Source organism: Paenibacillus sp. GbtcB18, assembly GCF_019091125.1.
GTDB classification, from domain to species: domain Bacteria; phylum Bacillota; class Bacilli; order Paenibacillales; family NBRC-103111; genus Paenibacillus_F; species Paenibacillus_F chitinolyticus.
The window spans coordinates 303,481-315,443 of the sequence record NZ_JAGXJX010000004.1 but is presented as its reverse complement, the minus strand read 5'-3'; the positions used below and the strand labels follow the sequence as shown (position 1 = coordinate 315,443).

Annotated in this window: 11 protein-coding genes and 1 pseudogene; 8 read left to right on the top strand and 4 right to left on the bottom strand. The window is 57.0% G+C overall.

Annotation, left to right across the window (positions count from 1 at the left end; translation table 11 throughout):
* The 4 genes from KVT34_RS15165 to KVT34_RS15150 all read left to right on the top strand — a co-directional run bounded on the left by KVT34_RS15165 (position 1) and on the right by KVT34_RS15150 (position 4,115).
* Complete coding sequence (locus tag KVT34_RS15165; protein ID WP_217559597.1) at positions 1 to 768, top strand: LamB/YcsF family protein; 768 nt, start codon at positions 1 to 3, stop codon at positions 766 to 768.
* A gap of 699 nt (positions 769 to 1,467) precedes the next feature.
* Positions 1,468 to 1,764 carry a CD3324 family protein gene (locus tag KVT34_RS15160; protein ID WP_217559595.1) on the top strand — a complete coding sequence of 99 codons (297 nt, stop codon included), beginning with the start codon at positions 1,468 to 1,470 and terminating at the stop codon, positions 1,762 to 1,764.
* 201 nt (positions 1,765 to 1,965) lie between these two features.
* Positions 1,966 to 2,343, top strand: a complete 378-nt coding sequence (locus KVT34_RS15155; RefSeq protein ID WP_053228701.1) for a response regulator — start codon at positions 1,966 to 1,968, stop codon at positions 2,341 to 2,343.
* 38 nt (positions 2,344 to 2,381) lie between these two features.
* Entirely contained in the window at positions 2,382 to 4,115 is a 1,734-nt protein-coding gene (locus tag KVT34_RS15150) for a response regulator (protein ID WP_217559594.1), read from the top strand.
* A 121-nt stretch (positions 4,116 to 4,236) separates the two neighbouring features.
* On the opposite strand, the pseudogene KVT34_RS15145 reads toward KVT34_RS15150, so the two are convergent.
* Positions 4,237 to 4,827 (bottom strand): annotated as a pseudogene (locus KVT34_RS15145) (PhzF family phenazine biosynthesis protein); the annotation flags it as partial.
* 231 nt (positions 4,828 to 5,058) lie between these two features.
* Here KVT34_RS15145 and KVT34_RS15140 point away from each other — a divergent pair.
* A complete protein-coding gene (locus KVT34_RS15140; protein WP_217559593.1) occupies positions 5,059 to 5,466 on the top strand; it encodes a DUF2203 domain-containing protein in 408 nt (135 codons plus the stop codon).
* A 48-nt stretch (positions 5,467 to 5,514) separates the two neighbouring features.
* Positions 5,515 to 7,176: a copper resistance CopC/CopD family protein gene (locus tag KVT34_RS15135; RefSeq protein WP_217559592.1), complete on the top strand. Its 1,662-nt coding sequence runs from the start codon at positions 5,515 to 5,517 to the stop codon at positions 7,174 to 7,176.
* 237 nt (positions 7,177 to 7,413) lie between these two features.
* Here the strand turns inward: KVT34_RS15135 and KVT34_RS15130 are convergent, their stop codons facing one another.
* The 3 genes from KVT34_RS15130 to KVT34_RS15120 are packed head-to-tail and all read right to left on the bottom strand — an operon-like array spanning position 7,414 to position 9,708.
* A complete protein-coding gene (locus tag KVT34_RS15130; RefSeq protein WP_217559591.1) occupies positions 7,414 to 8,607 on the bottom strand; it encodes a DUF418 domain-containing protein in 1,194 nt (397 codons plus the stop codon).
* Positions 8,604 to 8,909, bottom strand: coding sequence for a hypothetical protein (locus KVT34_RS15125; protein WP_217559590.1), 306 nt, complete (start codon positions 8,907 to 8,909; stop codon positions 8,604 to 8,606). The genes KVT34_RS15130 and KVT34_RS15125 overlap by 4 nt, the downstream gene beginning before the upstream one ends.
* A gap of 4 nt (positions 8,910 to 8,913) precedes the next feature.
* Entirely contained in the window at positions 8,914 to 9,708 is a 795-nt protein-coding gene (locus KVT34_RS15120) for a lipid II flippase Amj family protein (protein WP_217559589.1), read from the bottom strand.
* A 372-nt stretch (positions 9,709 to 10,080) separates the two neighbouring features.
* Between KVT34_RS15120 and KVT34_RS15115 the strand changes: the two genes are divergently transcribed.
* On the top strand, positions 10,081 to 11,061 hold the full coding sequence (locus tag KVT34_RS15115; protein ID WP_217559588.1) for an ABC transporter substrate-binding protein: 981 nt from the start codon (positions 10,081 to 10,083) through the stop codon (positions 11,059 to 11,061).
* 193 nt (positions 11,062 to 11,254) lie between these two features.
* Entirely contained in the window at positions 11,255 to 11,947 is a 693-nt protein-coding gene (locus tag KVT34_RS15110; protein ID WP_217559586.1) for a response regulator transcription factor, read from the top strand.
* The last annotated feature ends 16 nt before the right edge of the window (positions 11,948 to 11,963 follow it).

The following is an 11,963-nucleotide window of genomic DNA, read 5'->3' as shown; positions in this document are numbered from 1 at the left end:
ATGGCATCGATCGATCTGAACTGCGATATGGGCGAAAGCTACGGCGCTTACCGGTTCGGCCGGGACGAGGAGCTGCTGGAGAGCATTTCATCGGCGAATATCGCCTGCGGGTTCCACGCGGGAGATCCCGGCGTCATGCGCCGGACAGTGGCGCTCTGCCTGGAGAAAGGCGTCGCCGTAGGCGCGCATCCCGGGCTGCCCGACCTGGCCGGCTTCGGCCGCCGGGAGATGGCGGTCGGCGCCGAAGAAGTCTACGAGCTGACCTTGTATCAGCTCGGAGCCCTTCAAGCCTTCGTACAGGCCGAAGGCGGCACTCTCCGCCATGTGAAGCCCCATGGCGCTCTGTACCACATGGCGACCGCACGCGGCGATCTCGCCGATGCGGTCGCCCGGGCGGCGCTGCGCGTCAGCGGAGGCGCCCTCGTGCTGCTCGGACCGCCGGGCAGCGAGCTGCTCCGCGCCGGGAAGGCGCTCGGGCTGCGCGTGGCGTCCGAGGCGTTCGCCGACCGGACGTACCGGCCGGACGGCACCCTGACGCCCCGAACGGAGCCGGGAGCGCTGCTGAGCGACCCGGCAAAGGCGGCCGCGCAGGTGCTGCGCCTCGTGCGCGAAGGCGCCGTGACCGGTGCGCGCGGCGAGACTGTGCCGCTGACCGCGGAGACGGTCTGCGTGCACGGGGACGGCCCGCACGCGGCGGCCATCGCCCGCTCGGTCCGGGCGGCGCTGGACGAGGCGGGCATAGCGGTTCGCCCGCCGTGCGGAGCGTGAGGGGCCTCGCGCGGGCTGGGGCGGTGTGGCGCCTCGGGACGGCGGCCACCGGAGCCGGGCGCGCAGCCCGCGCGCGATGCTTTCACGGCGCGTTTCAGAGCGCCGCAGCACGGCTCGCGGCGAGAGCCGAATCCGGCCCGGGCCTGCGGGTCTGCTCCGTTTACCAGGAATTTTTGGAAAGAACGACTATAACGAATCTCCCCCTTGAGAATGGGTCCGCAAATATGCGTTAATAGAGATGCAGCCGGCCGGCTCCACTCTATGAGGAAAGGAGTGATTCGGAACAATGAACACGACAATGGAGGTGGCTTCTGCGTAAGCGGAAGCCCGTGTCGAACCGGGGGCGGCAGCGCCCCCGGTTTTTATTTTCCTGAAATTATGCTAAATATGCGTGACAAAAACAGGCCGACTCCATATAATTGGAAATAGTAACCCCAAAAAAACTAGGTGAAAGGAGATGTTTTCCATGAAATTTGTTCAAACAGTAAGAGTGAAAGTCACCGTAGAGGTGCTCATTTTCTAACTGCTATCATCATGGAAGTACCGTTCACCTGTTTGTATATACATACAAGCTGCGGCACGATACCTATCGTGTATATCTTTCCTTATGAATGATGGCAGGTGCGGAAGATGAAGACCCTCTACGTTTGACGATGCGGTACGGATCATACACGACCAATTCGAGGAGGTTTTCATCCGATGAGTTATAAGAACGGCAAGGATATTCTTCCGGCCAGCTTGCTTAAAGAGCTGCAGAATTACATCCAGGGAGAGATCATATACGTTCCGAAGAAAGAGAAGAAACGCGCAGGCTGGGGAGAAAATAACGGAACCCGCCTCATCATAGAACGGCGCAACCGCGAAATATTCCGGTTATACCAAAACGGTTCAACCGTGCTGGAGCTGATTCAGACGTTTCATCTATCGGAAGACAGCATACGCAAAATCATTGGAAAAACACGCGAGCAGCTGAAAGAAGCTGCCGCGACACCATAAAACGGCGACCTCTAAGGCCGCCGTTTTTCTATGTCTTCGGGCAATCTCCCCCGGAGGCTGGACATTTTTTTACCCGGGCCGGGCCCGTGTGCTATCATAGATAAAAAGTTGCGGTGGATGGTTTATGGAAGGATTTCGGAAATTTTTAATCGAACCCTATTCGGTGTAGAGACAGACCGCAGACGAACAGGAGGAATGGACTTGAATCCATACCGCATTTTGCTCGCAGACGACGAAGCCGCGCTCCGGTTTTTATTGACCGAGACGCTTTCGGACGAAGGATACGCCATCACGGAGGTTATGGACGGTAAAGAGGCGGTTGCCGAGCTCGTTAGAGAGCGTTACGATCTGGTTATTCTGGATTACATGATGCCGGAGAAAACCGGGGTCGAGGTGTGCGAATGGCTGCGTTCGGAAGGCGGAATCAACCGCGAAGTGCCCGTTATCCTGCTGACCGCCAAGGCTCTGGACAAGGACCGCGAGAAAGCGACTGCGGCCGGTGTCAGCACTTATATTGTCAAGCCGTTTAGCCCTCTTCAGCTGGTCGATACCGTGGAGGCTCTTATAAGCGGCGCATGACAGCGATTACGCGATTACGAACGGAGTGAATCTCAACGATGAATCAACCGAGCTCCCGAGGGCATGGCGCAGATGCCGAGGGAAGAGACAAACGGCTGCTGAAGCAGGGGCGCAGGCTGTTCATAAAGGAATTGGCCCATCAAATCGCACAGATGGACGATCTGCTGGTGATCATAGCTTCCTCACCCGAGGCGAAGGATCTTCAGGATATGTACCGGATCGTTCACATGTTGAAAGGAAGCGCCCCCATGTTCCAGTTCGGGAGGATCGGCAAAATCGCCGAGGAACTCGTCCGCGTGTGGGAATGGACGCAGTCCCTTCATCCGTCTGCGGCGTTAACGGCGGATTTTACCCCCCTGGTTAACGAGAGCGTCACGCATACAAGCCAATATATCCGTCATCTGCTGATGGAACACGAGGTTTCGGTGATCGAGCTAGAGGTGGACGAGCAGAAGGAGAACGGGATCGTCCAGACAATGGGCGGCAAAAGGCGCCTGTTGATCATAGACGATGACGATGTGCTGCGCACGTATCTGGTTCGGCGGCTCGAACTGGACGGCTACAAAGTGGACGAAGCGAGCGACGTTCCGTCCGCCAAGCTGCTTTTGCGGCAGCAGGCCTACGATTTGATTACGCTGGATCTTATGATGTACCCGCAGTCAGGCTATGAACTTTTCGATTTTCTCAAGGAAGATCCGACTTTGAAATGGGTGCCTCTGATCGTGCTGTCCGGCCGTGACGATTTAAGCGATAAAGTGCGCTGTTTTCATCTGGGCGCGGATGATTATGTGACGAAGCCTTTTCAATATGAAGAGCTGGCCGCACGCATTTACGGAATTGTGAAAAGAACCAAAAACTTCGAAGAGCTGGCCTTCCGCGATCCCTTGACGGCGGTGTTCAACCGCAGATATTTCGATCACCAGATTCAGCTGGAGCTTGAGAGAGTGCAGCGGTATCCGTCCGCCATCTCGCTCGCTTTTATCGATATCGATAATTTCAAACGGATCAACGACCGGCACGGCCACCATACGGGAGATCTGGTTCTCCAGGGTCTTGCGCATTTGCTGCAGACCCGCACGCGCTCGACGGACCTTGTGTTCCGCTTCGGAGGAGAAGAGTTTGTCGTGGTCATGCCGGGGACGGGGGCTGAAGCGGCGGCGGAGTCGCTGCGCGGGCTGCTCGGGATGACGCATCTTCAACCGATCGTGTCCGCCGATGGGGAAGACTACTGGATTACGTTCTCAGCGGGCGTGTCGGAGTGGCACCCGGATCTGTCCATAGACGAGTGGATTCTGAGAGCCGACCAGGCGATGTACCGGGCGAAGCAGGACGGCAAAGACCGGATCTATATCGAGGAGGAGACGGAAGCCGCCCCGGCCGGTTCCGAGGGAAGCCTCCGGCATCGTCCCAAGCTGCTCGTCGTGGACGACGATAAAATTTTGCGCGCCATTGTGGTTTCGGGTCTTCAGCACCTGTCTCTTGACATCGAAGAGGCGGCGGACGGAGAGGCCGCGTACGAGCGTATCCGCGAAGGCGGCATAGATTTGTGCATTTTGGACGGCATTATGCCCAAAATGAGCGGTATCGAGCTGCTGGAGCGTCTTAACGCCGAGCCTCCCGTGTCGGGAACCATGTGCAAGGTGATCATGCTTTCCGGCCGGAAAAAAGAAGAAAGCATGGATTCGCTTCAAAAGCTCGGCGTTCACGAGTACATGACGAAGCCGTTCTCGATGGTCGAGCTGGAGATGAACGTGAAGCGGCTCCTGGATTAAGCGGCGGTCGTCCGCTACATCCCATTAAAAAAACCATTTCAGCCTGCAGCAGGCCGGAAATGGTTTTTTTAATGGAAGATAAGCCGGGACATGACTTCGCCTTGTCGTAAGTTTCCGGGCAGAACGGCATAACGGGGACGGCGGCCTCGGCAGGAAGCGCTGCCGCCGCTTCGGACCGGTAAACCGCGCTGCGCACGGAAGCGAGGGTTTTCACGGGAATGAGGAGGATAGGGATGCCGGTCGATACCACTTGAGCAGGGTAGCGTTCGTCGATTTCCTCCGTTTCCAGTCCGATTACCGCTGCGGCGGCGGAAGCGGAAACAAGACTTCCGAACGTAGGCTGAAGCTGCTCCATCCAGAGAACCCCGTCGCTGGCGAAAGTGACCGGAATGTTTCCGGCGGGAACTTTCAGGGTAATTTCTTGTGCATCGGGGCTGTAAAGGTGACGGATGATCCAAGCGGTCCCCAGACAAGGGTGACCGGCGAACGGCAGCTCGCTGTTCGGCGTAAAGATACGGACCTGGTAGCTCCCGTCCGCATCCGGTTGCGGCTGGAGGAACGTGGTCTCGGAATAATTCATTTCGCGGGCAATGCTCTGCATATCCGGAGCGGGCAGCGGCCCGGGACAAATGACGACGGCGAGAGGATTTCCCGCATATTTCCTTTCGGCGAATACATCGACGATATAAAAATCGTGCTTGGACAAGCTCATGGGGGAACCGCCTTTTTTCGGAAAATAGGATTTGAAATGAGATTTTAATGAGATTTTTTATGAAAGTACAGCACAGAAACCGAAGCAGGACTTCTCCCTTCTTTCATGGAATTGTCATCTGAGCTTTCTTTTTACGTCTTTTTCATCGCGTATACTGGAGAAGGCCGACAGCTCAAGACATTCGATTCGGGGAACCTGTTTCTGGTACACTCATCTTAGGGGGTGGAGTAAATGGCCAAACGGTATTTTACGGTAGCGGAAGCCAACGCCCTGCTGCCATCGGTGCAGGATCAGATCTCCAGTCTCAAGGAAATCAAGAAGAAGTTTGAGGACAAGTATGCGGAGCTGCGTGAAAAAAGACAGGCGGTCCGCAAGTTGGGCGGAACTGAACCGAACGATCCGCTCTTCGAGCTGGAATGCGATCTTGAATTTCTGCAAATCGAAGCACGCGGAATGATTCAGCACTTTTATCATCAAGGAATTGAGCTGAAGGACATTGATTCCGGCCTTGTGGATTTTCCGTCCATTTTAGGTGGCGAGGAAGTTCTGCTCTGCTGGCGCAGCGGAGAGGAACGCATCGGTTATTATCATAGCCGGCATGACGGATACACGGGCCGCAAACCGCTCCCCGGAGATTAAAGGTCCGGGAAGTGTGACTTACAAAAGCGGAAGGCGGATGGACTGAACATGAAGGAAAAGGTAGTGAAGCCGGCTAGGCGGGCCTTTATAGCGGCCGGTCTGCTGTGCCTGCTCGTCATCCTGGGAGGATTGTTTCCCCGGGAGGCGTTTGCACATGCGATTCTGACCGGGACGGACCCCGCTCCGAACAGTACGCTGGCGCAGGCGCCGGAACAGATCAAACTGACGTTTAACGAGCCGCTGGAAGAAGGCGTCTACTATATACGTGTTCTTGACCAGTCGGGCGCGAAGGTTACGGACAATGCGGCCGTGATGACGAAAGACCGGACGGGGATCGTTCTGCAGCTGCCGAAGCTGGACGACGGGCTGTACGTGGTGTCCTACCACGTCATCTCCGGTGACGGTCACCCGGTGGGCGGAAGTTACCCGCTCACGATCGGCAAAGCGGCGCCCGCTGTCGGAAGCGGCGTTACGGGCGGTACGGGCGGTGCGTCCGCCGGACACAACCATAATCTCGGCAGCTCGGGCGTAGACGGGCTGATCCAGTATGTCGCGCGCGGTCTGTGGTACGCGGCGATGCTCGCGCTGACCGGATGGCTGCTCTGGAGGCGCTCGAAATCCGGCCGGGGGCTGCCGCAGGAAGTTTCCGCGAGATGGACGCTGAATTTGCAGCGGTTTTACTTGGTTGCTTTGCTTTTTGTTATTCTTACACATGTGGAGGCTCTCCTCGGCGACGGAGGACTTTCCCAGCTCGGCAGTCTGCTGACGGGTACGGGAATCGGTATTTCCTGGCTCGTATCGCTTGGCTTGTCTCTCGCGGGCTTCGTACTGCTCGGACGAGCCACCTGGTTGGACTATGCCTGGGCAGTCGCGCTGCTGGCGGTTAAAGCCCTGTCCGGCCATGCGGTAACGTTCCCGCCCGTCTCGGCGAGCGTAGCCGCCGACTTTATCCATCTGGCGGCGGCGGCTGTCTGGGTAGGCGGCTTGACGACGGCAGCCGCGGTGTACCGGAACAGAAGGGAGGAGTTTACCTCCTTCCTGGGTCGTTTCTCAGGCGCGGCGCTAGGGTCGATTATCGCGCTTACCGTGAGCGGCGTCGTGCTGACGCTGTTATTCCTGCCCAGCCTGGATATGATTATTTATACCCAGTGGGGTATTCTTATGCTCATTAAGGTCGGCGTCGTCGTGCTTGTCGTAGGAACGGCCGCCTTCTTGCGCTATACGATGAAGAACAAGCGGGATAAGGCGACAGCAAAGCTCTACAAAGTGGATTTCAGCCTTATGCTGATTATCCTTGCGGTAGTCGGCGTCCTGACTTACTTGTCCCCCGCTCCCCCGAACGAGCCGCTGAACTGGCACGAGATGGGCAAAACCGTGCATATGACGGCCGAAGTGTCTCCGAAAGCGCCGGGCACCAACACGTTCAAGGTGACGGTCTGGGTGCTGGATACGTTGGGACCGCCTAAGCATGTTCAGATGAACGCCCAGTACGAGCCGAAAGAAGAAGAGGAGGCTACGCTGGCTCCCATCCAGATTCCGCTGGAGCTTCAGGAGAATCAGGAAGAGAACTGGCTGGAGGGGTACAACATGTACACCTATTACACCCAGGGGCCTTACCTGCCACTTCCCGGCAAGTGTACGCTGGAAGTCCGGATCATGGACTCCAACGACGACGAGGCGGTTTACAAGAAAGAATTCCGGCTTTATTAGATAGCGAAAACAGCCCCTTGTGCTTGAAAGCACAGGGGGCTGTTTTTTTGTGCGGCCGCGGAATTCCGGGAAGAGTGGCCGGAGTGCGTGATTTGGACGGGAATATCGGCAGGATGATGAAAGCTGCGCGCCGTTGACGTCTGCAACGCTCCGGCCGTCTTTGGCTCCCGTTGGACCGGGGGCCGCAGCATTTAGCCGCAGCAGCAGTGTGGTCCCTGCGCGATTCCGGAGATTTGCTTACCGGCTTTGCCCGCGTCCCGGCGAGAGGCGGCCGTACGTCCATTTTCGCCAGAGCCACTCGACGGGCCCGTAGCGGAATCTTTTTAGCCAGAATGCCGAAAAAGCGATCTGCAGCGGGTATATGACGAGGCAGAGCAGGGTGCCCTGCCACAGGCTGACTTGACCGTATAAGCGGAAGCCGAGAAACAGAACGACGCAGAGGACTGTCTGCGACAAATAATTGGTCAGCGCCATCCGTCCGTAAGGCTGGAGAAACCGGAGCCGCCGCTGCCAGAGCGGATTTTCGAGAAGCAGGGCAAGGCAGGCGATGTAGACAAACGCCAGCGTGAATCCGCTCATGTAGACGAGGAAGAACGTCACGAGGCTGAGATCGGTTTCCGCCCCGATGGCGTAAATGGCGGCGATGGCCGCCAAAAGCGGCAGGCTAAGCGCAAGGCCCCGGCTGCGGATCTTACGCCACCGTTCCCGGTGGGCGCTTACGTCATGGAGCAGGCCGCTTCTTCCCGCCGCCAGCCCCAGCAAGAACATGCCCAGGACGACGGGCAGCATGGAAAGCTGGCTGGACAGCGAGTCCCACACCTCGCTGCGCCAGTGCCAGGCCAGCCAGTCGGGCCAGGAGAGCGTCCGGAACGCGTGAAGGCTTGCGGCGGCTTCGGCTTCCGTGTATAAAGGGCCGCCCAGGGAGGGATCGATCCCTCCCTTCGCGTAAGCGACCAGCGCCACGATCAAGGCGGGCAGGCCGAGAATCAGCAGCAGGTAACTGAGTGCGAGGAGGAGTCCCCACTTGCGAACGGTTTCCGTTTTCATCCGGTAAAAAACGGGAAGCAGGAAACCTGTGATGGCATATAGAGTCAGAATATCTCCTCTCCAGAAGAACGCCAAATGCAGGAAACCGATGAGCAGCAGCGCGATTAGGCGCCTGCGGAACAGACCGGGCCCGTATCCCTTCAGTTCGGCTCGCGACATGAAGATGTAAAATCCGAGACCGAACAAGAAGGAGAAAATCAGATAAAATTTTCCTTGGACGAACAAATCGAACAGCAGCCGGAGCCACCTGTCCGCGCCGTGGTAGACCGCAAATTCGCTTCCGCTGAAGGTCGGCATATTGACCAGGAAAATACCGAGCAGAGCGAAGCCGCGGATGATATCGAGTGCGATGATGCGTTCATTCCCTGTGGAGGGTCCGATCATAGGAGTAGCACCGTCCCGTCATAGCCCAGAAAGGCGATTTTTTCCTCATCATACGGGAAAGAGCCCCCGGTAGCAAATCGGGGGCCTTCAGACGGAAGAGAGGCGATACGGGCAAGTCCCGAAGCTCTTAGCGGAAGCCGCTGCGGTCCGGTCGGCCCGGTTTCGCGGTCGGCCGTGTTGCGCGGTCGGCGGGCGGGTTCGTTCCTCCGCACACGGCCGTGCTTCCCGGACACGGCTGACAGCTTGCCTGGCCGTCCCTTTCCGGCAGTCGGCTTCAGTTCGGCGCCCGCGCGCCCGGTCATCCGCTCAGAACAGCGTGAGCGCCCAAAGAATGAACGAGGTGGCGGGGACGAGCAGTGCCTGGGCCAGAATCGTTCCGGCGAGACGGGACAGCATGAGGAGGCCGAACATTTTGTTTACGGCCTCCTGGCTGGCTTTGCCGTGCATGGCCCGGTCCGTCAGCAGCCCGACTTTCGGGTCGATCAGCAGCGTCATAATAATGGTGGCGATGCCGTTGATGAGGGCGGAGGACATGGTGGCCTGCGACTTGTTGTCCGGGCTGTAGGCCGACGCGTAGAGGGCTGCCAGGACGCCGACCGTGTAGATAGCCGTGACGACGACATTGAGCAGCACGAGGCGTTTGGGCACCCCGCCGATCCTCAGGCGGGAGAGCATTTGCAGGCGGGGCGGGCGCAGGTGCTTGCTGGCCTGCTTGATGCCGTGCACGTTGGCGGTAGCCTTTAGCAGGGACGGAATAGACCCCGTGACTTCGAAATGGGCGATCAACCTCGCCGACAAGGAGACGAGCGTCGGAAACAGCACGATCGCGATTGCCGTTCCGACCGATGCCGACATCAGGACGAAGCGGAACGGGGCCAGCGCCAGATGGGGGTCCGTTTGTCCGGCCTTATCGGCAATGCCGGAGATCATCAGGCCCTGCACCATGTTCGAAGTCCGGGAAATCAGAACGATCATTCCCGCCAGCGAAAGGGCGACTGCCAGTTTGGCGGTCCGGATTCCGGCGAGCCGGAAGGCGTAGGCGGACGTTTCGGCCGCGTGAATAATCAGGGTGAACAGACAGGCGAGGAGGAGCACGGTCAAGAGAAATCGACTCTCCTTTCGAAGGGATGGAATCGCGCCGCCGGGTCCGGTTCTTGGAGGACTCGTACCTTGGTAAGGGTCCTAGGGAAGACGGCGCGATATGCCGCGCGGCATTGCCGCACCGTTCGTTTATTTTTGCGCGCTATTGCCGCCGTGTTCATTTTGCCGTACGGTCTTTCTAGTGGAATTATACAAGGAACCTTTCCTATTAGCGAGAGAACCCGGCTGGCAAAGGAAGATTTTACACGGTCAACGGGATCGTTAGGGCGGAAAAACGAGCGATGTCAGGTTGACAACCTCTCTATAAAAAGGTATCATTCCTTGTGAATGATAATCATTATCACCAAGAACGGACAGGGGAGAATAGAACGAATGAAATCAGCAGCACGCAAATCTTACGTATTATGTCTGATCGTCCTTGCGATGGCGCTTGCTCTGGCAGGCTGCGGCAAAGGCAACCAGGCTTCGGATGGGGGAGCGGCGTCGCCCGCGCCCGGAGATACAGCGAAACAAACGATCAAGGTTAAACATGCCATGGGCGAGACCGAAGTGCCGGCTGCGCCGAAACGCGTCGTCATTCTGACGAATGAAGGAACGGAAGCCTTGCTGGCTCTGGGCATCAAGCCGGTCGGTGCGGTTAAATCGTTCACCGGAAACCCATGGTACGACCATATCAAAGCCGATATGGAAGGCGTAACCGTCGTGGGCGACGAGCATCAGCCGAACATGGAAGCGATCATCAGCCTGAAACCGGATCTGATCATCGGCAACAAAATGCGTCAGGAGAAAGTTTACGCTCAGCTCAGCGCGATTGCGCCGACCGTATTCTCCGAAACGCTGCGCGGCGAGTGGAAGAACAACTTCAGCCTTTACGCCGAAGCGGTAAACAAAAAAGCGGACGGCGAGAAAATCATCGCCGATTTCGATAAGCGCATCGAAGACTTCAAATCCAAAGCGGGCGACAAGCTCAAAGAGAAAGTGTCCGTCGTACGGTTTATGGCCGGCAAAACCCGCATCTACCTTGACGATACGTTTACCGGTATTATTTTCAAACAGATCGGCATTGCCCGTACGCCTGTAAAAGCCAAGGATACGTTCGTGGAGGAAATTACGAAAGAGCGCGTGCCGGAAGTGGATTCCGACCGTCTGTTCTACTTCACGTATGAAACGGGCGACGGCAACGGTACGAAACAGGAAGAAGCGATTACCAAGGATCCGCTCTGGCAGAACCTGAACGTGGTGAAGAACGGCAAGGCTCAGAAAGTGAACGACGTAACCTGGAACACCGCAGGCGGCGTTAGAGCGGCTAACCTGCTTCTGGACGACCTGTACAAGTTCTACGACATCAAGTAAACATAAACCGGCGAAGCTTCGGCGGCGCCAAGCGAAAACTCCGTCCTCCGGGCGGGGTTTTTTATTATGTTACGGGCGCTTATCTTAAAATAGTTTAAGAAATCCCACAAAATAGGATATGGTATCATTAAGGACAAAGACAGAAAACGGGCGGTTGTCCAAGCAAACCGTTAGCCGTGTTGGAGGTACAGTTATGTACGGGGGAACGATTCTACTCGTCGACGACGAGACCGAGATCACCAATCTTCTGGAGATCTACTTGAAAAACGAAGGCTACAAGCTGTTGAAAGCATCCGACGGCGCCGAGGCTCTCGAGCTTTTGAATGAAAACGAAGTCGATCTGATCATTCTGGACGTCATGATGCCCCGAATGGACGGTATCGAAGCGTGCATGAAAATACGGGAAGAAAAGCATATGCCGATCATCATGCTGTCGGCCAAAAGCCAGGAGATCGACAAAATCACGGGGCTGAGCATAGGGGCGGACGATTACGTGATCAAGCCGTTCAGCCCGCTGGAGATGCTGGCACGGGTCAAATCGCAGCTCCGCAGGTACCGGCAGCTCAACAGCCATCCCGCCAAAAACGAGAATGAAATTCTCATCGAAGACCTGCTCATTAATTTGGGAACCCATAAAGTATATGTGGAGGGCAGCGAGGTCAGACTGACCCCCAGAGAGTTTGCGATTCTTCAGGTTCTGGCACGCAACAGAGGGCAGGTGCTGAGCATGGAGCAGATTTACGAAGCCGTATGGGACGAGCCTTTTTTTGAATCGAACAATACCGTCATGGTTCATATCCGCAAAATCCGCGAAAAAATCGAAAAGGACCCGAGCCGTCCGCAAATGATCAAGACGGTCTGGGGAATCGGCTACACCATCGAATAAGTTCGGCTCGGAGGGG